This is a genomic window from Ruegeria sp. E8 (assembly GCF_056533985.1).
Map to the genome: position 1 here is coordinate 49,429 of NZ_JBQFOY010000020.1, position 21,418 is coordinate 70,846.

General features: G+C 57.6%; 31 protein-coding genes. 1 reads left to right on the forward strand and 30 read right to left on the reverse strand.

Going from position 1 to position 21,418, the window contains the following annotated elements; all coding sequences use genetic code 11:
* Window positions 1-171: 171 nt before the first annotated feature.
* The 29 genes from ACR0LF_RS19790 to ACR0LF_RS19930 form a co-directional block, all read right to left on the reverse strand.
* Complete coding sequence (locus tag ACR0LF_RS19790; RefSeq protein ID WP_480582948.1) at window positions 172-879, reverse strand: ATP12 family chaperone protein; 708 nt, start codon at window positions 877-879, stop codon at window positions 172-174.
* 3 nt (window positions 880-882) lie between these two features.
* A complete protein-coding gene (locus ACR0LF_RS19795; protein ID WP_480582950.1) occupies window positions 883-1,554 on the reverse strand; it encodes an HAD-IA family hydrolase in 672 nt (223 codons plus the stop codon).
* Complete coding sequence (locus tag ACR0LF_RS19800) at window positions 1,551-2,594, reverse strand: RluA family pseudouridine synthase (protein ID WP_480583012.1); 1,044 nt, start codon at window positions 2,592-2,594, stop codon at window positions 1,551-1,553. The genes ACR0LF_RS19795 and ACR0LF_RS19800 overlap by 4 nt, the downstream gene beginning before the upstream one ends.
* 120 nt (window positions 2,595-2,714) lie before the next feature.
* The gene (locus ACR0LF_RS19805) at window positions 2,715-3,521 is read right to left on the reverse strand and encodes a crotonase/enoyl-CoA hydratase family protein (RefSeq protein ID WP_480582953.1); all 807 of its coding nucleotides are present in this window, start codon (window positions 3,519-3,521) and stop codon (window positions 2,715-2,717) included.
* A 95-nt stretch (window positions 3,522-3,616) separates the two neighbouring features.
* A complete protein-coding gene (locus tag ACR0LF_RS19810) occupies window positions 3,617-4,930 on the reverse strand; it encodes a replication-associated recombination protein A (protein ID WP_480582956.1) in 1,314 nt (437 codons plus the stop codon).
* 3 nt (window positions 4,931-4,933) lie between these two features.
* Entirely contained in the window at window positions 4,934-6,319 is a 1,386-nt protein-coding gene (locus ACR0LF_RS19815) for a trypsin-like peptidase domain-containing protein (RefSeq protein WP_480582959.1), read from the reverse strand.
* Between the two features lie 77 nt (window positions 6,320-6,396).
* On the reverse strand, window positions 6,397-7,449 hold the full coding sequence (locus tag ACR0LF_RS19820) for a TauD/TfdA family dioxygenase (RefSeq protein ID WP_480582962.1): 1,053 nt from the start codon (window positions 7,447-7,449) through the stop codon (window positions 6,397-6,399).
* Window positions 7,450-7,627: 178 nt separating this feature from the next.
* Window positions 7,628-8,047: a 50S ribosomal protein L17 gene (gene rplQ / locus ACR0LF_RS19825; protein ID WP_170334079.1), complete on the reverse strand. Its 420-nt coding sequence runs from the start codon at window positions 8,045-8,047 to the stop codon at window positions 7,628-7,630.
* Window positions 8,048-8,165: 118 nt separating this feature from the next.
* Window positions 8,166-9,182 carry a DNA-directed RNA polymerase subunit alpha gene (locus ACR0LF_RS19830; RefSeq protein ID WP_480582965.1) on the reverse strand — a complete coding sequence of 339 codons (1,017 nt, stop codon included), beginning with the start codon at window positions 9,180-9,182 and terminating at the stop codon, window positions 8,166-8,168.
* A 114-nt stretch (window positions 9,183-9,296) separates the two neighbouring features.
* A complete protein-coding gene (rpsK, locus tag ACR0LF_RS19835) occupies window positions 9,297-9,686 on the reverse strand; it encodes a 30S ribosomal protein S11 (protein ID WP_008757289.1) in 390 nt (129 codons plus the stop codon).
* A 15-nt stretch (window positions 9,687-9,701) separates the two neighbouring features.
* Window positions 9,702-10,070 carry a 30S ribosomal protein S13 gene (gene rpsM, locus ACR0LF_RS19840; RefSeq protein WP_170332212.1) on the reverse strand — a complete coding sequence of 123 codons (369 nt, stop codon included), beginning with the start codon at window positions 10,068-10,070 and terminating at the stop codon, window positions 9,702-9,704.
* Between the two features lie 211 nt (window positions 10,071-10,281).
* A complete protein-coding gene (locus ACR0LF_RS19845; protein WP_480582968.1) occupies window positions 10,282-10,929 on the reverse strand; it encodes an adenylate kinase in 648 nt (215 codons plus the stop codon).
* Window positions 10,926-12,290, reverse strand: coding sequence for a preprotein translocase subunit SecY (gene secY, locus ACR0LF_RS19850; RefSeq protein WP_480582971.1), 1,365 nt, complete (start codon window positions 12,288-12,290; stop codon window positions 10,926-10,928). Before secY ends, ACR0LF_RS19845 begins: the two co-directional genes overlap by 4 nt.
* A gap of 109 nt (window positions 12,291-12,399) precedes the next feature.
* The gene (rplO, locus tag ACR0LF_RS19855; protein WP_170328765.1) at window positions 12,400-12,873 is read right to left on the reverse strand and encodes a 50S ribosomal protein L15; all 474 of its coding nucleotides are present in this window, start codon (window positions 12,871-12,873) and stop codon (window positions 12,400-12,402) included.
* Between the two features lie 197 nt (window positions 12,874-13,070).
* Window positions 13,071-13,283, reverse strand: a complete 213-nt coding sequence (locus tag ACR0LF_RS19860; protein ID WP_480582974.1) for a DUF1127 domain-containing protein — start codon at window positions 13,281-13,283, stop codon at window positions 13,071-13,073.
* Between the two features lie 311 nt (window positions 13,284-13,594).
* The gene (locus ACR0LF_RS19865) at window positions 13,595-13,978 is read right to left on the reverse strand and encodes a hypothetical protein (protein WP_480582977.1); all 384 of its coding nucleotides are present in this window, start codon (window positions 13,976-13,978) and stop codon (window positions 13,595-13,597) included.
* Window positions 13,979-14,095: 117 nt separating this feature from the next.
* Window positions 14,096-14,284, reverse strand: coding sequence for a 50S ribosomal protein L30 (gene rpmD, locus ACR0LF_RS19870; RefSeq protein ID WP_008757946.1), 189 nt, complete (start codon window positions 14,282-14,284; stop codon window positions 14,096-14,098).
* 12 nt (window positions 14,285-14,296) lie between these two features.
* Window positions 14,297-14,866, reverse strand: a complete 570-nt coding sequence (rpsE, locus tag ACR0LF_RS19875; RefSeq protein ID WP_155148691.1) for a 30S ribosomal protein S5 — start codon at window positions 14,864-14,866, stop codon at window positions 14,297-14,299.
* A gap of 116 nt (window positions 14,867-14,982) precedes the next feature.
* A complete protein-coding gene (gene rplR, locus ACR0LF_RS19880; protein ID WP_039523386.1) occupies window positions 14,983-15,342 on the reverse strand; it encodes a 50S ribosomal protein L18 in 360 nt (119 codons plus the stop codon).
* 11 nt (window positions 15,343-15,353) lie between these two features.
* Window positions 15,354-15,887 (reverse strand): 50S ribosomal protein L6, encoded by a 534-nt coding sequence (gene rplF, locus ACR0LF_RS19885; protein ID WP_480582980.1) that lies wholly within the window; start codon window positions 15,885-15,887, stop codon window positions 15,354-15,356.
* An 11-nt stretch (window positions 15,888-15,898) separates the two neighbouring features.
* Window positions 15,899-16,291, reverse strand: coding sequence for a 30S ribosomal protein S8 (gene rpsH, locus ACR0LF_RS19890; protein WP_010437099.1), 393 nt, complete (start codon window positions 16,289-16,291; stop codon window positions 15,899-15,901).
* A 13-nt stretch (window positions 16,292-16,304) separates the two neighbouring features.
* The gene (gene rpsN / locus ACR0LF_RS19895; RefSeq protein ID WP_068340744.1) at window positions 16,305-16,610 is read right to left on the reverse strand and encodes a 30S ribosomal protein S14; all 306 of its coding nucleotides are present in this window, start codon (window positions 16,608-16,610) and stop codon (window positions 16,305-16,307) included.
* 19 nt (window positions 16,611-16,629) lie between these two features.
* Window positions 16,630-17,190 carry a 50S ribosomal protein L5 gene (rplE, locus tag ACR0LF_RS19900; RefSeq protein WP_480582983.1) on the reverse strand — a complete coding sequence of 187 codons (561 nt, stop codon included), beginning with the start codon at window positions 17,188-17,190 and terminating at the stop codon, window positions 16,630-16,632.
* Window positions 17,183-17,494 carry a 50S ribosomal protein L24 gene (rplX, locus tag ACR0LF_RS19905; RefSeq protein ID WP_155148683.1) on the reverse strand — a complete coding sequence of 104 codons (312 nt, stop codon included), beginning with the start codon at window positions 17,492-17,494 and terminating at the stop codon, window positions 17,183-17,185. The genes rplE and rplX overlap by 8 nt, the downstream gene beginning before the upstream one ends.
* A 2-nt stretch (window positions 17,495-17,496) precedes the next feature.
* The gene (gene rplN, locus ACR0LF_RS19910) at window positions 17,497-17,865 is read right to left on the reverse strand and encodes a 50S ribosomal protein L14 (RefSeq protein ID WP_008757934.1); all 369 of its coding nucleotides are present in this window, start codon (window positions 17,863-17,865) and stop codon (window positions 17,497-17,499) included.
* 75 nt (window positions 17,866-17,940) lie between these two features.
* Window positions 17,941-18,171, reverse strand: coding sequence for a 30S ribosomal protein S17 (gene rpsQ / locus ACR0LF_RS19915; protein ID WP_093965354.1), 231 nt, complete (start codon window positions 18,169-18,171; stop codon window positions 17,941-17,943).
* A 4-nt stretch (window positions 18,172-18,175) separates the two neighbouring features.
* The gene (rpmC, locus tag ACR0LF_RS19920; RefSeq protein ID WP_010437082.1) at window positions 18,176-18,382 is read right to left on the reverse strand and encodes a 50S ribosomal protein L29; all 207 of its coding nucleotides are present in this window, start codon (window positions 18,380-18,382) and stop codon (window positions 18,176-18,178) included.
* A gap of 237 nt (window positions 18,383-18,619) precedes the next feature.
* The gene (locus tag ACR0LF_RS19925; protein WP_480582987.1) at window positions 18,620-19,519 is read right to left on the reverse strand and encodes a hypothetical protein; all 900 of its coding nucleotides are present in this window, start codon (window positions 19,517-19,519) and stop codon (window positions 18,620-18,622) included.
* Between the two features lie 92 nt (window positions 19,520-19,611).
* Window positions 19,612-20,232, reverse strand: a complete 621-nt coding sequence (locus ACR0LF_RS19930) for a 2OG-Fe(II) oxygenase family protein (protein WP_480582990.1) — start codon at window positions 20,230-20,232, stop codon at window positions 19,612-19,614.
* 144 nt (window positions 20,233-20,376) lie between these two features.
* Between ACR0LF_RS19930 and ACR0LF_RS19935 the strand changes: the two genes are divergently transcribed.
* Window positions 20,377-20,922, forward strand: a complete 546-nt coding sequence (locus ACR0LF_RS19935) for a peptidoglycan-binding domain-containing protein (protein ID WP_480582993.1) — start codon at window positions 20,377-20,379, stop codon at window positions 20,920-20,922.
* Between the two features lie 75 nt (window positions 20,923-20,997).
* On the opposite strand, the gene rplP is transcribed toward ACR0LF_RS19935, so the two are convergent.
* Complete coding sequence (gene rplP / locus ACR0LF_RS19940; protein WP_480582996.1) at window positions 20,998-21,411, reverse strand: 50S ribosomal protein L16; 414 nt, start codon at window positions 21,409-21,411, stop codon at window positions 20,998-21,000.
* Window positions 21,412-21,418: the final 7 nt, after the last annotated feature.

Below are 21,418 nucleotides of genomic sequence, written 5' to 3' on the forward strand. Positions count from 1 at the left end.
CGGCTCTGTCCGGCAAGTGGATGCCGGAAAGGTTACCCCAAAGGTGTCTCCCCTTTAGTGGGCATGAGTTTGGGCGCAATCATAAACAAACGTCAAGGGTTGGATAACCTAAAACGATGGGTCAACCCGGTAGGTTTTTACGTTTACACCCAAAATTCAGCTCAGGAAGGCTCAAGTCGATAGGTCAAAAAAGCGCTTGGCATGCAAAAACGCCGCCTTCTTTGTCTCGGCGACTGCGTGGGCTTCGTCGTCGTGGCCCCATTGTTCAATCTGCCAAGTTTCGTCCAGTCTTGAAATGCGCCATATTTCGTCCGGATTGCGCCAATCCAAGGCAGCCGCAAACCCGAGAATCAAGGACCCCGACAGGCTGACAAGGTCGTGGAAGGCCGCAAGCTGAAACGCATCCAGCGCATGAACCTGTGTTCGCAACGTCTCCAGCGCCATACCCGACTGAGGTTGGTGCAAGACCCCCGCGACAGGCAGCAGCCGGGCAGAAAGCGTCACCTCCGCCCAATCCAACACCGGGTCCCATTCAGCGCTCTGCCGATCCTGCAATTCCTGCGGATGAGTTGCCCGATAACACAGCAGATCAGAGTCGCCGTAATCTGCGAGCATGTCGGCAACTTCACCGTGTTGAATGCGAACCTTGTCAATCGCTGCATTAGCCGAGCGGGTGAACGGCATCGTCGAGGGGTCAACCACTTTTTCCTGAGCATCCCATTCCGCCGCGACTTCTTCGGCCATGGGACGGGTCGGCAGGATCAACCCCGCCTTGGCGGGCGTTTTGACCCGGCGACCGTCCAGTTCAACCGTAAACCCGCCCTCAGCCTCTGCAACCGTGCTGTCTTTCCAGAAGCGTTTCGGTTTCCAGTCGCTCATGATTCAATTCCATATCCCGGCCAGCGCATTGGGCAGCTGGTCAAAGGTTTCGATTACACACGTGGCCGAGGTCAGCGCCGACCGGTCATGATACCCCCAGGTCACGCCAATACCGCGCACCCCGGCAGCCGCTGCCATGTCCATGTCATAACTTGTATCGCCGATCATCACCGCGCAGTCCGGATCAACACCGGTTTCCGCCAACGCCGTTTGCACCATGGATGGATGCGGCTTTGAGGGGTGGTGATCCGCAACCTGCCGGGTCACGAAATACGTCTCCAACCCGTGCGCTTCGATCAGCGCATCCAACCCGCGCTGTGATTTGCCGGTGGCCACCCCAAGAAGTACCTCGGGCACGGCGTGCAGTGCTTCAATCGCTTCTCTTGCACCGGGATAGAGCGGAGAACTGGCCGCCCCCAAATCAAGGCGATGCGCGTGATATGCCTCTTTGTACCCCTCAACCAGATCGTTCTGAACCGAGGACGCTTGGTCCGGCGCCAGCCGCGCTATGGCGTGCGGCAGGGACAAGCCAACGATGGACAGGATCGCCTCACGCGTCGGCACAGGCACCGAAGCCGCCTGAAAGCTGGTTGTCATCGAGTGCACGATGCTGCCCTGACTGTCGACCAGGGTACCGTCGACATCAAACAGGACCAAACACAAGGGTGCGCTCATTGCAGTTCCTCAAACGGGTCGTCGGCAGCCAGATCTTCGGTCCAGCCAAAGGTGTCCCAACTTTGTTTCATGTGTTCAGGCAGCGGCGCAGACACCGTCACTGGCTTGCGCGTCGTTGGATGAAGGAATGACAGACGTCGCGCGTGCAGATGCAGCTTCTTGCTGATGATCCCGCCCAGTTGCGCACCCCAGCCATCGCCAAGGTTCTCCTGACCCGAACCACCATACTTTCCATCTCCGATGATCGGATGGCCGATTGCAGCCATGTGAGCCCGCAATTGGTGGGTACGTCCGGTGATCGGCTCCATCGCGACCCAGGCGGCGCGGCCCGCTACTCGGTAAAGGGTCGCATAGTGCGTGTGCGCGCGTTTCGCACCGGGCGTGCTGTCGATCTCGTTCATGTGCACGGGGATCATCTTTTCACCCTCGCCGTGCTTGCCATGACCGGGGGCTTTGACAAGGCCGGTCTTGATCTCACCCAGGTAAGGCGTCGGAACACCGGCCACCAATGCCCAGTAGATTTTGCGCGTATCGCGGTGACGGAAAGCGGCGGTCAAACCCTTGGCGGCGTCACGCGTGCGGGCCAGCAGCAGAACTCCGGATGTGTCCTTGTCCAAGCGATGCACGAGGCGTGGGTTTTCGTCATAGCCAAACCGCAGCGCTTCGGACAGGCTGTCGACATGCCGGGTCTGCCCGCTGCCCCCCTGCACCGGCAGGCCATGCGGCTTGTTCAGGGCCAGGATGTGATCGTCGCGGTAGATCACGCAGGACTGGATCATCTTGGCATCCGCATCCGAGATACGATGTTTGACTTCAGCCGGTTTGTGATCTGCGTCCGGCAATGGGGGCACCCGAACAACCTGCCCGACCTCTAACCGGGTCGAGGCTTTGGCACGGCCACCATCCACGCGCAATTCACCCTTGCGGCACATCTTTTCAATACGGCCCTGGCTGACATGCGGGAACAGGCGACGCAGCCAGCGGTCCACACGCTGGTCACCGTCCCCTTCAGCGACTGTAATCATCTGTACGCCACTCATGCCATTGCCCCTTGCGCCGCGCGGCTGATCCGCCCGGATTGCGTCTTTGTCCGTGTCCCAGAAATCATGGGCGTCTGTCGCGCGCAACGCGGCAAGAGTCAAGGTGTCAGGCCTTTGTGTTCAGATGTTCGAGAAGTCTCCGTGCCGCCCCGCCCCATCCCGGAATCGACCCGCGCCCGAGGTTCCTTCGCGACGGATCGATTCCAACCCGTTGGCCCATTCAACCTTGAGCGCTTCGCGAACCGGCATTCCACGCGTTTCGATAATCGATCGGCGGTCGGCGCGAACGGCCTCTTGCGGAAAACGGGCGATTTCCCGGGCCATGTCTTCCGCTGCGGCACGCGCCTGGCCATGCGGGACGACCTTTTCCGCCAGCCCGATCCGATAACATTCCTCGGCCTCGACCTTTCGACCGGTAAGGGCGATCTCCAGCGCCTTGCCCTGCCCCACCAGACGCGGCAGACGAACCGAACCGCTATCCATCAGGGTGATCCCCCAGCGGCGGCAATAAACACCCATGTATGCGGTTTCCGCCATCACACGGATGTCGCACCAAAGGGCAAGCTCCATACCTCCGGCCACGGCTGCGCCCTCAATCGCGCCGATGACCGGCTTCGAAAGCTCCAGCCGGGACGGGCCCAACGGCCCAAGTGTCGAGGTGGCTGAACCGATTGGGAAGGCATGCTTGTCGAAATACGCCTCACGCAGATCCGGATCAGCCAGTGAGGCGGCAAGTTTCAGATCCCACCCCGCGCAGAAATTGCCACCTTTGCCCCAGAACACCGCAGCTTTGGCTGAACTTGACCCAAAACTCTGGAACGCCTCGACCAATGCCTCTGCATGGTCCGTATCAACGGCATTCCGTGCATCTTGTCTGTCGTGGATGATGGTCCAGACGTCCCGGGTCTTTTCAATTGAAACCGGCATTTCCTGTCCTCCCTAGCAGATCTTGACCCGAGGGAAGCGTTCAAATCCAAACCTGTCGCCTGTGACGCGGCGGCATGTCCAGAACTGACCCTGCGTCACGAGCTGTTGCGCTGTGCCCGCAGCTTGGCGAAGTAATCGAGGCGCTTTTTCAGCTCACGCTCGAATCCGCGTTCAACCGGCTGGTACAGAACCGGGCGTTTCATTGTCTCGGGGAAGTAGTTCTGACCGGAAAACCCATCCTCGGCATCGTGGTCATAGGCATAACCTGCACCATACCCCTGATCCTTCATCAGAGATGTGGGCGCGTTCAGGATATGTTTGGGCGGCGGCTCGCTGCCCGATTGCTTGGCCAGCCGCATCGCCGCCTTGTAGCCGACATACGCCCCGTTGGATTTCGGGGCCAAGGCCAGATAAACCAGCGCCTGAGCCAGCGCCAACTCTCCTTCGGGGGACCCTAGCCGCTCATACGTCTCCCAGGACTGCAGACAGATCGCCTGTGCCTGCGGGTCTGCCAGACCGATATCCTCAACCGCCATCCGCGTGATCCTGCGCGCCAAATAGCGCGGGTCTTCACCTCCGGTCAGCATGCGTGCGAACCAGTACAGCGCCGCATCCGGGTCAGACCCGCGCACCGATTTATGCAGGGCCGAGATCAGGTTGTAATGCTCATCGCCCGATTTGTCATACTTCGCTGCCCGCCGCATCAGGCGCGTCGACAGAGCATCCGGGTCCAATGGCCCATCCACCTTCCAGGCTGCGACCTGTTCGATCAGGTTCAGCAACGCCCGGCCATCACCATCCGCCATTTCCTGCAACGCATCGCGTGCAGCGGGGGTCAAAGGCAGTGCGCGGTCCAGCTCTTTCTCGGCACGCTGCGTCAGGCGTTCAAGGTCGGCGAGGCTGAGTCGTTCCAACACCAAAACCTGCGACCGGCTCAGCACAGCGGCGTTCAACTCAAATGACGGGTTTTCGGTTGTGGCGCCCACCAGCAGGATAGTGCCGTCTTCCATATGAGGAAGAAACCCGTCTTGCTGCGCCTTGTTGAATCGGTGGATCTCGTCAACGAACAACAATGTCCCCTGCCCGTTCTGGCGGCGAATTTTTGCGGCCTCGAAGACTTTCTTCAGATCGGGAACACCGGTGAAAATCGCGCTGATCTGAACAAAGTGCAGATCGGTTTCCTGCGCCAACAGCCGCGCGATCGTCGTCTTTCCAACACCGGGCGGGCCCCAGAAAATCAGGCTGGACAGGCTGCCAGCCGCCAGCATCACGCCCAACGGTGCCTCGGGGCCCAGCACCTGTTCCTGCCCGATAACGTCGCCCAGCGACTGTGGCCGCAATCGGTCGGCCAGCGGGCGGTGTGGGACAGCGGCGGGTTCAGTCGAACCGGTATCGAACAGATCACTCACGATTTACAGCCGGAACCGCAAAGAGATGGAACGTCCACCGCGCTGAATGCCCATCTGAACGCGGCGGCCCGGGTTGGTCATTGCACGCTCGACGTCGCTAGGGCGCTGGATGTCGACCGAGTTGATCGTCTCAATGACATCGCTGGGCCGCAATCCGGCCCGCGCGCCATAAGGGCCGGGATCAACCACAACGACACCTGTCTGGGACAAAACCAGACCCAGCTTGCTGATGACCGCAGGGTTGACCCGCGAAACAACGAGGCCCGGCAGAACCGTGTTGTCATCCAGAGTGGTCTCTTCGGCCGCCGGTTTTTCTGGCGCTTTGATCAAGGCAACCTCGACCTCATCGCTGTTTTCTCCGCGCAATCGGGTCAAAACCGACGTCCCGCCAACCCCAGCAACAGACATGCGGAACTTCATCTCGGCGGGCGAGTTTACCTCGTCCCCGTCGACATGTGTCACGACATCGCCCACCTTGAGCCCCGCTTCGCGGAGCGGGCTAAGCTCGTGCAAATCCGAGATCACGACACCCAGCGGGATAACCAGACCGAGTGATTCCGCGATATCCGCGCTCATATGCTGACCGGCCATACCGGCCCATGGGCTGACAAAGCTGTCGTTGCCTTCCTGCGCCTGTTTCAGAAACTCAGCCACCAGATTGGCCGGGATCGCAAAGCCGATACCGTTGGATCCGCCGGAGCGCGTGAGAATGGAGGTGTTGATCCCGATCAGGTCCCCGTTCACGTCAATCAGCGCCCCACCGGAATTGCCCGGGTTGATCGCAGCGTCCGTCTGGATGAAATACCCCCGCCCACTGCCAGTTGCCGTACCCGTACGCGCCAGACCCGAGATAATGCCCGAAGACACCGTTTGCCCCACACCAAACGGGTTGCCGATGGCCAGCGCCAGCTCTCCGACCTCGACCTGATCGGAATCCCGCAAGGTCAGGTAGGGCAAATCTTCTGCCTCCTCCAATCGCAAAATCGCGATATCGCTTTCCTCGTGCCCCAGCACGACCGTGGCAGAAAACTCTCGGCGATCAGTGGTCACGACCCGGATCTCGGTCGCAGAACCAACCACGTGATAGTTGGAGACGACATAGCCATCATCGGACAGGATAACTCCGGACCCCAGCGAGTTCTGAACCCGTGGCTGCGGCGCGCCAAAGCCGCCGCCAAAGAAATCCTGAAAGAACGGGTCCGAGAAAAACGGGCTGGCCCGCCCCTGCCGCACGATCTTGGCGTAAATGTTCACCACTGCGGGCGCAGCCTTTTTCACCACCGGCGCAAAGCCCAGAGAAATCTCGGCCTGCGACTGCGGTACACGTGTTTCCGCCGTCGCAATCGTGGCGCATGCGCAGGTTAAAGCGATAAGTGTCGCGCGAAGCATGGATACCTCTACCTCAAAAGCTTCGTAGGATATGCGACTATGGACGCGCTATTGCAAGCGGGCGATCTGAGCTGTTTTCAGTCCAGGGGTGCGTGCAGTCGGGTCCCTTTGGTGATGATCCCGCCCCTGTTGCCCACCTCAATCGATCCGTAGCGCTGCTTGAATACGTCAGGTAGTTCCCGGTCCCCGTCCGGAGACAGCCACAGGCGGAACAGATGCCGCCGCTCGGACGGATCGGGCCAGTCCACAAACCCCGTCCGGTCGTGCAGCTGCGAGTGATTATAAACAAACTGCATATCTCCGGGTTGCAACCGCATCGTCAGATAGAGGTCCGCGCCGTTCGCCAACGCATCAAATTTGTCCAATGCGGCAACGTGATCGGGTGTCAGGCGCATCGCCTCGGGAAACCGCTGCGCACTGTCGATATATTGCCGCTGATAAAACACCGTCAGCTTGCCGTCGTGCCAGCTGAACGGCGGAATGGTCATGAAGGGCTGCATCCCGTCCGGCACTTCCCCACGCCTGTCCGTTGCGATGGGGTCGAACAAAAGCTCGAGCAAATCTGGGCACTCCTCCCTCATTCGGTTGTAGATCGCCTCGGCGCTGACGAGCAGTGAATCTCCGCCTTCTTTCGCGTCTTGCAGACACAGCAACCCTACAATGTCGGCACTGTCCGTGTGAAAGGTCTGGCGCTCATGGGTCTGGTAAATCCGCGTGTTCGGGTCATTCGCGTCCGCACCGATATCACGAACATGACCCAGAATGTGCCCTTGCGCATTCTGCGACCGCGCCGATCCTAAATGTGCGCCGACCCCGCAAAAAATCGCGGCCGCCATTTCTTGGGAATAGGTCTCAATCGGCAGGCCGCGGATAACCTCGAACCCGATCCCGTCAACCAACTTGTCGCGCAGGTTAACCAGATGGCGGTCGAACCGTTGCAATGGAAATTCAGCTTGCGTGATTTCGCCGATGTCCCGACCCAGGTTGAGATAGTGGCGCGCAGCGTGCTCAAGATCGGCAATATCCTCGTGGCTGAGATCCACCAGCCATTCATCCTGCCGCTGCCGCATATCACGACCGGTCCAGACCGATGCGCCCGTGAGTTTGATCGGTATCTTGGAAAGTGTCATCATCAGCCCTCCTCGCTCGTTGGCGTGACGCGTGACCGTCATGGGGTCATCAATTGCAACCCCGCCAAGTGATCCGAATGCGACACGTTTATAGCAAGCAACATGCTAAAGATGGGCATAAAAGAAAAACCCCCGCGTCCGGGACACGGGGGTTCTTAGACTAGAAAGCCAAGCTTTCTTATTCTTCTGCTGCCTCTTCGGCGGCAACACGGGCTTTGTCGGCCGCGCCTTTGGCGTCGACGTCACGATCAACGAATTCGATGATCGCCATCGGAGCCATGTCGCCATAGCGGAAGCCAGCTTTCAGGATACGGACATAACCGCCCTGACGCTCGGCGTAGCGGGGGCCCAGAACTTCGAACAGCTTTGCGACGTCTTTGTCTTCTTTCAGCTGTGCTGCGGCCTGACGGCGTGCGTGCAGGTCGCCGCGCTTGCCCAAAGTGACCAGCTTTTCGATGATCGGGCGCAGTTCTTTTGCCTTCGGCAGAGTTGTTTTGATTTGCTCATGCTCGATGAGCGAGCCAGCCATGTTCGCAAACAGCGCCTTGCGGTGCTCATGAGTACGGTTCAGGCGGCGGTAACCACGTGCGTGACGCATTTTCTAGTTCCTTCTTTCGCGTTTTGCTTTGTCTGGCCGGCGATGCGTGTCACCGGCTCTCCTTGGGGCGGAAGTGCCCATATGGTCCCCGGAAGCCCGGGCATTGGGGAAGACGCGCTTAGAACGCGTCTTCGAATTTCTTCGCCAGATCTTCGATGTTGTCGGGCGGCCAATCCTCGACATCCATGCCGAGGTGCAGACCCATGCCGGACAGCACTTCCTTGATCTCGTTCAGCGACTTGCGGCCGAAGTTCGGGGTGCGCAGCATCTCGGCTTCGGTTTTCTGGATCAGATCGCCAATGTAAACGATGTTGTCGTTCTTCAGGCAGTTTGCCGAACGGACGGACAGTTCCAGCTCGTCCACTTTCTTCAGCAGCAGCGGGTTGAACTCCAGACCATCGTCTTCGTCCTGACGGCCAGCTGATTCCGGTTCGTCGAAGTTGACGAAGATCGACAGCTGGTCCTGCAGGATACGAGCGGCAAAGGCCAGAGCGTCTTCCGGTGTGATCGAACCATCGGTTTCGATCTTCAGGGTCAGCTTGTCATAATCCAGAACCTGACCCTCACGGGTCGGCTGAACGTCATAGGCAACCTTTTTGACCGGCGAATAGATCGCGTCGATCGGGATCAGGCCGATAGGTGCATCTTCCGGCTTGTTCTTCTCAGCCGAGACGTAACCTTTGCCGGTGTTGACGGTCAGTTCCATGAACAGGTCGGCACCATCGTCCAGGTGGCAGATGACGTGATCGCGGTTCAGAACCTCGATGCCGGCGCTCTCGCTGATGTCACCGGCGGTGACAACTGCGGGGCCTTTGGCATTGATCGACAGGCGCTTGGGGCCTTCGACTTCCATGCGCAGGGCAACGCCTTTGAGGTTCAGGATGATGTCGGTGACGTCTTCACGAACGCCTGCGACGCTCGAGAATTCGTGCAGGACGTTGTCGATCTGAACGCTGGTGATGGCCGCGCCTTGCAGCGAGCTCATCAGAACGCGGCGCAGCGCGTTGCCCAGAGTCAGACCAAAGCCACGCTCCAGCGGTTCGGCAACCAGGGTTGCCTGACGCGCGGGATCGTTGCCCGGCTTACCTTCCAGCTGGGTCGGCTTGATCAATTCTGCCCAATTCTTATGGATCATGTAATCCCTCCATTCCTGTCCGCGCCCCATGACCAACAAGGTGCAGACGCCCGAGGTTTAAAATGACGTGCTGGGGCCGTGCAAAAACACAGCCCCAGCCAAATTCAAAATCGCTTAGACGCGGCGGCGCTTCGGCGGACGGCAGCCGTTGTGAGCGATCGGGGTCACGTCGCGGATCGACGTGATGTTGAAGCCCACTGCAGCCAGCGCGCGCAGAGCCGATTCACGGCCCGAACCGGGGCCCTGAACTTCGACTTCCAGCGTCTTGACGCCATGTTCCTGCGCCTTTTTGCCTGCATCTTCTGCAGCCATCTGAGCGGCGTAGGGTGTCGATTTCCGCGACCCTTTGAAGCCCATGGTACCGGCAGACGACCAAGAGATGGCGTTGCCCTGCACGTCCGAGATCAGGATCTTGGTGTTGTTGAAGGTCGAGTTCACATGGGCGACGCCCGATGCGATGTTCTTACGCTCTTTGCGCTTAACGCGAGTCTTATCACGTGCCATCAGTCAGACCCTCCCTTATTTCTTCTTACCAGCGATGGCCTTTGCGGGGCCTTTGCGGGTACGAGCGTTGGTGTGGGTGCGCTGACCGCGAACCGGCAGGTTGCGGCGGTGACGCAGACCGCGATAGCAGCCCAGGTCCATCAGGCGCTTGACGTTCATCTGAACTTCACGACGCAGGTCACCTTCAACGGTGAAGTTTTCGTCGATGTATTCGCGGATTTTCAGAACTTCGGCGTCGGACAGTTCGTTGACGCGACGGGTCGCTTCAATGCCCACGGCTTCGCAGATCGCTTTGGCCGAGGTGTTTCCGATACCGGTGATATATGTGAGGGCGATTGGTACCCGCTTTGCAGTCGGGATGTTTACGCCGGCAATACGTGCCACGTGTCACTTTCCTTTTCGTTGCGGTTCCGTAACTCCAGAACCTTTTTTCACAACGCCTAACCGTGGCAGTGCCGCCAGAGGGTTCAGCATTATTCGAGGTGGTCGGGGCATTTGGGACGAATCCCGCATGCGGTCTTGATTCCTTTCAGGGATGGGGGTCGATATGGGCTTTTGGCGTTGCCGTCAAGCCCATATTCAGACGCGCATCTGCTCAGGCGTCCAGCACACCGGCAATCGCACCCTGCACCTCATCAATCTCGCCCAAACCATCGACCCAGGACAGGTTGCCCTTGGCGTGGTAATAGCCGATCAGCATCGAGGTCTTTTTGTAGTACTCCATCAGACGGGTCTTGAGGCTTTCCTCATTATCGTCTGCGCGACGTTTGAAGTCGTTCTCCTTACCGCAGTTGGTGCATTTGCCATCCGCTGGGATCGGTTTGGTGATGTCGTTATAAACCTCACCGCAGCCACCACAGGTCGACCGTGCCGTGATCCGAGCGACCAGAGCGTCGTCATTCACTTCCATCGCGATGACGGCATCCAAAGTCTCGCCAGTGCTGTCCAGCAACTCTCCCAGCGCGTCGGCCTGGGCCAATGTGCGCGGGAAACCGTCGAAAATGAAACCGCCCTTGGCGCCAGCTTCCAGCTTTTCGCGGATCAGGCCGATGACGATCTCGTCGGTGACCAACTCGCCCTTGGCCATCACTTCGGCCACGCGGTTGCCCATTTCGGTGCCGCTGTCCTTGGCCTCACGCAGCATGTCGCCCGTGCTCAGCTGCACCATGCCGCGCGTTTCCACCAGATGTCGCGCTTGCGTCCCTTTGCCTGCCCCCGGGGGGCCCAACAGAATAATATTCATCGACGAGCGGGTCCCTTCCTGCTGCGTTTCTTACCTTTGCCGCGCAGTTGGGACTTTTCAATCAGCCCTTCGTATTGATGCGCCAGAAGATGGCTCTGAACCTGTTGGATCGTGTCCATGGTCACAGAGACGATAATCAGAACCGACGTGCCGCCGAAATAGAACGGAATGGCAAACTGGCCCCGCAGAATTTCTGGCAGCAGACAGACAGCCGCCAGATACGCAGAACCCAGAACCAGCACGCGGTTGACCACGTATTCCAGATACTCGGATGTCTTCTTGCCGGGGCGGATACCGGGCACAAAGCCGTTCTGCTTTTTCAGGTTGTCGGCTACATCGTCCGGCTTGAACGCCACGTTGAACGTGTAGAAATAGGCGAAGAACACGATCATCGACGCGAAAAACAGCAGATACAGCGGCTGACCGGGACCAAAGTTGGCCAGCAGCCACGACATGATTGGACCGTTGGTTGCCCCCGACGAGAAGGTCGAGATCGTCACCGGCAACAGCAGCAGCGAGCTGGCAAAGATCGCCGGAATCACACCTGCCGGGTTCACTTTGACCGGCAGATGGCTGGAACCGCCTTCATACACCTTCATACCGGCCTGACGGCGCGGGTATTGAATGTGGATCTTGCGCAAAGCGCGTTCCATGAACACCACAAAGGTAATCACGGCGATGACCATGACGATGACACCTACGATAACGGCAGGGCTGATCGCACCGCTGCGACCGCTGGCAAAGAACTGTGCCAGCGCGGCCGGAACCTCGGCAATGATGCCGACGAAGATGATCAGCGAGATACCGTTACCGATGCCACGCGCGGTGATCTGTTCACCCAGCCACATCAGGAACATGGTGCCGCCAACCAGCGTAATCATGGTCGAAAAGCGGAAATACAGCCCCGGATCGGTCGCCAGATCGCCCGATTCCAGCGAAACGGCCAGACCATAGGCCTGAACGGTGGCCAGCGCCACGGTGCCGAAACGGGTATACTGGTTGATCTTCTTGCGTCCCTGCTCGCCCTCTTTCTTGAGTTGTTCGAGCGCGGGAACCATGGATGTCAGCAGCTGCACGATGATCGAGGCCGAGATGTAGGGCATGATGCCGAGGGCAAAAATACCCATCCGCCCCAGCGCCCCGCCGGTGAACATCGAAACCATGCCGCCGATGCCCTGCCCCGCCTGCTCCATGAATTCGCGCAATGCTTGTCCGTCGATCCCCGGCACCGGAATGAAGGTGCCCAGACGATAGACGATCAGCAAACCCAGCGTGAACAGGATGCGGTTGCGCAGATCGGTGGCTTTGCCCAGAGCAGCCCAGCTTGTATTGGCTGCCATTTGTTCTGCTGCTGATACCATAAATCGGTCTCTCTTATGCAAACGCCGCCCGGAACCGTTTTCCGGCTCGGACGGCGTCTTGGAAAACTCTGAGGTCTATGTAAGCGGGTCTTGGCCCGCTCACAAGCGATTACTCTGCCGCAGCAGCTTTTGTGACCGTAAGTGAGCCGCCCGCTTTCTCAACCGCTTCAACAGCAGCTTTCGAAGCACCGGTGACTTCCAGGTTCACTTTTGCGCTGATTTCGCCTTTGGCCAGAACACGGATACCGTCCAGCTTGCGGCGCACCAGACCCGAGGCAACCAAGGCGTCCTCGGTGATCGCAGCTTTGGCGTCCAGCTTGCCGGCGTCGACGAATTTCTGGATCAGGCCCAGGTTGATAACGGCGAATTCCTTGCGGTTCGGCTTGTTGAAGCCACGCTTGGGCAGACGCTGGTACAGCGGCATCTGGCCGCCTTCATAGCCATTGATGGCCACACCCGAACGGGATTTCTGGCCTTTGATACCACGGCCACCCATTTTACCTTTGCCGGAACCCGGACCACGGCCAACGCGAGTGCGTTTCGGGCTGGCGCCAGGATTGTCGCGCAATTCGTTCAGTTTCATTTCGCTTCTCCTTAGCCGGATGTGACCCCCGAAGCGTGATGGGCCAAACACGGCATTTCTTGGTTTTGATTCTCGTGGACGCAATGCCACCGGGGCGGGTTACAGCGTTGCGTCGCAGGATGCAAGCATTGTTCATTCACATCCCAAAACCAAAAGAGGCGCCGGTCTGGCGCCTCTTCAACGGTGAGTGGTAGGGGTTACGCGCAGTATGCGTGTTCACGCGCAATATCTGCGATATCACAGCGGCGAACGCCGATATCATCCAGCTCGCGATTGGTCAGGCTTTGCAATTCGCGATAGGTACGCTGATATTCAGCGGCGCGAACGCGTGCAGTTTTAAACTGTTCGATCATGTTCGCAATCCGGGCGGTAAATCCGAGGCCGGTATGTGTCAGTGCAGCAGTTGCCATCTTTCTCTTCCTTTCTCAAATCAGGGCGTATTCCCTGACGTTTCCTTGTATGTTCCTTGTTTGGACAAGGTTGAGATAGGTGTGGCGGTTATCGGTAACAACGGACGTTTCGGTCTAGCGGGTATGCATGAGGGGAATGACAAAGGTTGATGCCCTCGCACCGCGGATGGTGTGAGATTTTCGGTAGTATATTTGTATGGGCCACTAGCACTCTGCAACTGTCGTAGTGGCTTACCTACTTTGAAACCCAGGGCGCGTGGCGGCGTTGAAGCCTTTTGACGGCGCTTTGCGAAACGTACTGAACGGACCAGCTATTTCCTAATTTGTCCCTCGTATCGTTCTTTTTGCTCATTTACCAGAATCAGCTTGCCATTGTTCACGACATAAAGATCAAACCGCGGGTCTTGATACCCAATGCAACGCATTCCGTTGTCGTAGAATTTGTAGGAATTTGCTTTCCACGTTTGGCCTTTCCTTTTGTAGGAATAGGTTCCGTCCGCAAAATACGTTTCAGTGTCTTTGCCGGTGTATACGACTTTACGTCCCGCAAGGTTCTTTTGCAGCCAGGTCGCGTTCACTTTCTGGTCGCCTTCGGAGAAATAGCTTTTGGAAAGTTTTGGAGCCTTGTTAGGGCAGGCGGCATGTGCGGTGACACCAATTGCTGTCGCGCAAAGCGCGGATAGGAGTAGTTTCATCTTTTCTCACTCATTAAATAAAATGGATCAAAATGATACTTCAGGTGCTGTCAAACGCAAGAAAAAACGCCCCTGAACAAAGTCAGGGGCGTTTCAAAATCTGCGAAGATTCTGCGCTTAGCCGCGCTCTTCGATGATCTCAACCAGATGCGGGATCTTGTTGACCATGCCGCGAACCGAAGGGGTATCTTCCAGCTCACGGGTTTTGTGCATCTTGTTCAGGCCCAGACCGATCAGGGTTGCGCGCTGTTCAGCGGGGCGGCGGATCGGGGAACCGATCTGCTTGACGACGATGGTTTTTGCCATGGTTCGCTCTCCTTACGCTTCTGCTTCAGCAGCAGCCGGTGCTTCGTCCCGCTTAGGCAGGATGTCGGCAACCTTTTTGCCACGACGTGCGGCAACCGAACGCGGGCTCTGCTCTTTCTGCAGGCCGTTGATGGTGGCGCGGATCATGTTGTACGGGTTCTGCGAGCCCAGCGACTTGGACACAACGTCCTTGACGCCCAGCATTTCGAACACGGCACGCATCGGACCACCGGCGATGATACCAGTACCTTCAGGTGCGGTGCGCATAACCACTTTACCGGCGCCGTGACGGCCTTCGATGTCGTGGTGCAGAGTACGACCTTCGCGCAGTTGCACGCGGATCATCTGACGCTTGGCTTGTTCAGTCGCCTTACGGATAGCTTCAGGTACTTCTTTCGCTTTACCTTTGCCAAAGCCGACGCGGCCTTTCTGATCGCCGACAACCACCAGAGCGGCGAAGCCAAAGCGCTTACCACCTTTTACGGTTTTCGACACGCGGTTGATTGCGACCAGACGATCGGCAAATTCCGGTGCTTCTTCACGGTCGCGGCCACGGCCCCGACGGTTTTCACGTTCTGCCATTTGGCATCCCTTTTCTCATGTGGCGCATACGGCGCCGTTTTCTTCAATCCAAGTGAGCCCCGACTGTCGTCAGGGCCCCCGGATCATCGGGGCGGATCGAAATCCGCCCGCAGGTCTTAGATCTTCAGACCACCTTCACGCGCAGCGTCGGCAACTGCCTTCACCTTGCCGTGGAACAGGAAGCCACCACGATCGAAATAGGCCTCTTCGACGCCTGCCTTCTTGGCACGCTCGGCGATGGCCGCGCCCACTTTGGTGGCCGCTTCGACGTTGTTCTTGCCAACAACACCCAGATCTTTTTCCAGGGTCGAGGCCGAGGCCAGGGTCACGCCACGAACGTCGTCGATCAGTTGAACGCTGATGTTCTTGTTCGAACGGTGAACCGACAGGCGTACACGGCCGGCGTTGACTTTGCGAAGTTTGTTCCGAACGCGCAGGCGGCGCTTCAGAAACAGGGTTCTTTTGCTGTTTGCCATTGTTTGCGTCCTTACTTCTTCTTGCCTTCCTTGCGGAAGATGAACTCGCCCTTATAGCGGATGCCCTTGCCTTTGTACGGCTCGGGACGGCGCCATTCGCGGATTTTGGCCGCGACTTCGCCCACCTGCTGCTGGTCGATACCTTCCACAACGATCTCGGTCTGCTTCGGTGCGGTGATGGTGACACCTTCCGGAGCAGTGAAATCAACATCGTGGCTGTAACCCAGGTTCAGCTTCAGGGTGTTGCCCTGCATCTGAGCCCGGTAACCAACACCCTGGATCTCCAGCTCTTTTTTGAAGCCAGCCGTCACACCGGTTACCAGGTTGGCAACCATTGTGCGGCTCATGCCCCACTGCTGGCGGGCACGCTTGGACATGCCGCGGGGGTCGATCTTGACCACGTTGTCTTCAACCGACAGCGTCACGTCGTCAGTGGCGGTGAAGCTGCGGGTGCCTTTCGGACCTTTCACTTCGATGGTCTGGCCGGACACAGTGGCGGTAACGCCGCTGGGCAGCTCGACCGGTTTTTTACCAATACGAGACATTGCAGACCTCCTTAGAAGACGGTGCAGAGCACTTCGCCGCCAACATTGTTGGAGCGAGCGTTTGCGTCCGACATCACACCTTTCGGAGTGCTGACAATCGACACGCCCAGACCCTGACGGACCTGCGGGATGTCATTGACGCCCATGTAAACGCGGCGACCGGGCTTGGAAACCCGCTTCAGTTCGCGAATGACAGGGGTGCCTTCGTAGTATTTCAGGCTGATTTCGATGGCCGGATGACCGTTTTCACCGGTCGTCGCCTCATAGCCACGGATGTAACCTTCGTCCGCCAGCACGTCCAGAACCCAACCACGTAGCTTGGAAGCCGGAGTGGAAACGGTGGATTTGCCGCGCATTTGCGCGTTGCGGATACGGGTGAGCATATCGCCGATAGGATCATTCATATCTATGTCTCCCTTACCAGCTCGATTTCACCATGCCGGGGATCTGACCAGCAGAACCCAGCTCGCGCAGCGCGATACGGCTGACCTTCAGCTTACGGTAGTAAGCGTGGGGACGACCGGTCAGCTGACAGCGGTTGTGCAGACGGGTTGCCGAGCTGTTGCGCGGCAGTTTCGCCAGTTTCAGACGCGCTTTGAAACGCTCTTCCATCGGGCGGCTCTCGTCATTCGCGATTTCTTTCAGCTCGGCACGCTTTGCGGCATATTTGGCCACCAGGCGTTCGCGCTTCTTCTCGCGTTCGATCATTGCTTTCTTAGCCATGTCTCAATCCTCCCGGCGCTTACGCGTTGAACGGCATGTTGAAAGCTTTCAACAGTGCCTTTGCTTCAGCGTCGGTTTTCGCTGTGGTGGCAATTACGATGTCCATGCCCCAGACTTCGTCGACTTTGTCGAAGTCGATTTCCGGGAACACGATGTGCTCTTTCATGCCCATGGCAAAGTTGCCCTGACCATCGAAAGAAGGCTTAACACCGCGGAAGTCACGAACGCGCGGCAGCGCGATGGTGATCAGGCGATCCAGGAATTCGTACATCCGGTCACCGCGCAGGGTCACTTTCGCGCCCAGCGGCATGTCTTCACGGACGCGGAAACCCGCGATCGACTTCTTCGCCTTGGTTGCAACGGCCTGTTGACCAGCAATCGCAGTCAGATCCTCGACAGCAGCTTTCGCTTTTTTCGAGTCTTTGACGGCCTCAGCACCACAACCGATGTTCAGAACGATTTTTTCCAGCTTGGGCAGCTGCATGTCGTTCTTGTAGCCGAACTCTTCTTTCAGAGCGGCACGGATGGTTTCAACGTACTGAGCTTTCAGACGCGGGGTGTAGGTTGCGTTATCAAGCATCGATCACGTCCCCTGTGGTCTTGGCGAAGCGGACCTTCTTGTCACCTTCCATGCGGAAGCCAACGCGAGTTGCTTTACCGTTTTTGTCCAGCAGTGCCAGGTTCGACAGCTCGATCGGGTTTGCCTGAGGCAGGCGACCACCTTGCGAGTTCTGAGTCTGACGGGTGTGGCGGATGGCGATGTTGATGCCATCGACAACAGCTTTTCCGGCTTTGGGGTCAACCGAGGAAATGGTTCCCTCTTTGCCCTTGTCCTTACCGGCCAGCACGACGACCTTGTCGCCTTTGCGGAGTTTAGCAGCCATGATTACAGCACCTCCGGAGCCAGCGAGATGATTTTCATGAAGTTCTTGCCGCGCAGTTCACGAACAACGGGGCCAAAGATACGGGTACCTACGGGCTCGTTGTTGTTGTTCAGGATGACGGCGGCGTTGCGATCAAAACGGATCGCGGTGCCGTCTTCGCGACGGACTTCCTTGGCGGTGCGTACGACGACGGCCTTGCGGACGTCACCTTTCTTTACGCGGCCGCGCGGGATGGCTTCCTTCACCGAGACGACAATGATGTCGCCGACGGAGGCGTATTTACGCTTGGAACCACCCAGGACCTTGATGCACTGAACTCGGCGTGCGCCGGAGTTGTCAGCGACATCCAGATTGGTCTGCATCTGGATCATGTGGCTTCTCCCGACCTGTGGGGGCTGGTCTGATTAGATCCCCCAGGGTTTCGACAAATGAAAAATCCCGGAAGCTTACGCTTCCAGAACTTCCCAACGTTTCGTCTTCGATTTCGGCGCGCATTCGATGATGCGTACGGTGTCGCCGACCTTGAAGGCGTTCTTTTCGTCGTGAGCCCGGTATTTCTTGGACTTACGAACGGTTTTTTGCAGCAGCGGGTGCTTGAAGCGGCGCTCGACCAGAACGGTTACGGTCTGTTCGTTGGCGTCGCTGGTCACGGTGCCTTGCAGGATACGCTTGGGCATCTGATTACTCCTCGGATGCCGCGGCAGCGGCCTTTTCGTTCAGAATGGTTTTGACGCGGGCAGCATTGCGGCGGGCCGCTTTGATGCCGGCTGTGTTTTCCAGCTGACCGGTTGCCTGTTGAAAGCGCAGGTTAAAGCTTTCTTTCTTCAGGTTGGCCAGTTCCTCGCGGAGCTGGTCCGGGGTCTTGTCACGCAGTTCTTGGGCGTTCATCGCCTTTTTCCTTTGCTCAAAACACCAGAAGGCCCCCTGACAGGGTCACCTTGGACCTGGTGGATGAATGATAGACATACGAATCGCCCGACAACGCCGGGAGATCGCAGGATGCCGCTCTATAGGGGGTTAGTGGGTGGGTGGCAAGGGAAAGTTTGCGGAAGAGCGAATGTCCAATTTTTGACGTTCTCGACACGAATAGCGATGTACGCCGCGCAAATAGCATTCCAAAGCCGCCTATTGGATGAATGAAGTGCAGCAACAATAGTTTGGCCCGCAATGTCTGCCGCTGCAGCTAGAGTAGGTAAAAGTTTTGAGCCCTACTCGATCAACACTTTCAGCAGGAGGATTTGCATAAACATGCAAAGCCGCAGAGCATATGCTCCGAGGTGCGGCAGCAATCTGTCCATCACTAGTTCTCGAAGCCACGCCAGCACAAGTTTCTGCACAAGTTGGTGCCGTGTTGTCGCAAGTTCGAGGTATTGCGGTAACCCAAGAATCTTTTGGGGAAAGCGCGACACACGTTGCCTGCGCCTGTATTTGCCCCAACAAACTCGCAGGGTCCCAAGACGATGCCACCGCTTCACTAGCTAGTTTTTGGAAGTCCACCTGCTGGAATGGTTGCTCGTCGGCATTGGCCAAACGCTGACTTATTTCTTCCGCTCGAATTGCTAACTCTTGCGCTCTTTGATGTTCTGCTTCAATAGACCGTGCCACTGCGTCGGGGACACGAGCTTCAAATTCTTTCTCTACGGCACTTGTCAGAGAGTCCCCGACCATTGCAGAAAACTCATCGCCGCTCAGAAATTGGTCCAACGGTGCGGATAGAGCACCTGGCACAACTTCGGACAATGATTGCGGCACGATTTTTGGAAGTTCGCTCTGTACGATGGTTTCAACTTTTTCCTTAATTGCCGTGGTAACGTGATTACCAATCAGAGAATTTAAACCGATTGCGCCGGCCACGCCCAGCGCCGCCGTAACGACGCCCAGAACAGCCAATGAGCTTGTTCTCGCCTTGTCGGCCTTTGCATCAGCGTAAGTGCGGAGTTCGGATTTTAGATCCGCAATGTCTTGAGATAGTTCAGCTTTGGTCTTTTCAATTTCTAAAGAAACTAAAGGATTAACTTCTGTCACTGCGTTTCTCCAAATCGACTAATCTAAATTGGTTAACACTAGCAAACTTTTTGTCAGACTCAAAGCAAGTACCGCGAAGTGCCCTTCACTGCTCACTCCCACTTATAGTTAAAACTGACCGAGATCCGCTCGTCCTCGGCCATGTTCATCGGCACTTCGTGGCGCAACCAGCTTTCCCACAGCAGGACGTCCCCTACCTGAGGCTTCATATAGATGAACGGCTGCAAATCTCGCCGTCCGCCTTTCAGCCGTGTCGGCGCGGCCATCATGCGGCCCGAGCGGGGGTCTTCCAGTTTCAAGGCGCTCGCCCCTTCAGGCATCGCCACATAGGTCGTGCCCGAGATCACGCTGTGCGGGTGCAGGTGGCTGGAATGCATGCCACCTTCAGGCAAGATGTTGATCCACAGGTCCTCGAGCTTCAACTCGCCCTCACCCAGATCGAACTCCAGATCCTTGGCAAAGGCAGCCACGTGCTGATCCAAGGCCTTGACCAGATCAGCAAAGATCGGGAACCGCCATGGCAGATCGGTCAGTGAGGCGTAACTGGTATAACCGGGATAGCCGTTTTCCTCACACCATTCCTGCCCGGCCTCGTCATCCTCGGCGATGACAAGGCAAGAACTTTCCAGCTCTTCCGGGTCGACCTTGGGATCGAACTCGGACAGAGCTGCGCGATAAAGACGGGTAACGAAGAGTGATTCAATCTGTGCCATTGACGCCGTCTTACCCCAACTCAAATTCGGATGCGAGGACCGGTTATCAACTCGGGAACTTTCCCCTTCGAACAGACATACTCTGCCTGTTAACTCTTTCCACCAAGGGCACTGCCCTAGAGATTTGAACGAAAGAGGAATGATATGTCCATTTTGAAAAAAGGCCTGACTGGTGCGCCGGTCAAACGACTTCAGGAAAAACTTGGTGTTGATGCTGACGGTATTTTTGGTGCTGGCACAGAAAAAGCCGTTCGGGATTTCCAGCAATCCGCCGGTCTTTCTGTTGATGGCATCGCTGGTCCCGACACATTTACCGCGCTTGGGCTGCACGAACTGGTCCTGCTTCGTCAGGGTTCTCGCGGGGACGCTGTCAAGAAACTGCAAGAAGGCCTCGGGATTGGTGCCGATGGTATCTTCGGTGCCGGAACGGCAGCGGCCGTGAAGGAGTTCCAATCCGCGAACGGCCTGGACGCCGACGGTTTGGCCGGTCCTGAGACTCTGGTCAAGATCGGCAGCTTCGCCGAGATCACCGCTGAAACGGTTCAAAAGGCCGCAGTGCAACCTGATGAGGTACATTTCGAAAGCGCACCCCTGCCCCAGTTCAAAGGCAGCGAAGCCGTGGCGGGCACCGCAGTTGACGTTCCCGAAGAAAAATCTGTCTGGGGCAAAGTCAAAGGCTGGTTTTCCTAAAAAACAACGCAAAACCCCCGCCGGTGTCCCGACGGGGGTCAATCTTGTCACGAACGGGGCCTAGGCCCCAATCGCTTACCAGTCTTCGCGAACCACGACGCGGGTCTTGATCGGCAGCTTCATCGCGGCCAAGCGCAGGGCCTCACGTGCGATGTCGTCATTGACGCCGTCGATCTCGAACATCACGCGACCAGGCTTGACTTTGCAGGCCCAGCGGTCGACCGAACCCTTACCTTTACCCATACGAACTTCGATCGGCTTTGCAGTGACCGGAGTGTCGGGGAAGATACGGATCCAGACACGACCCTGACGTTTCATGTGACGGGTCATGGCACGACGTGCAGCTTCGATCTGGCGTGCGGTTACACGCTCTGGTTCGATGGCTTTCAGGCCGTAGGTGCCAAAGTTCAGATCAGAGCCGCCCTTGGCTTCGCCCTTGATCCGGCCTTTGTGCATCTTGCGGAATTTAGTACGCTTTGGTTGAAGCATCTCAAAT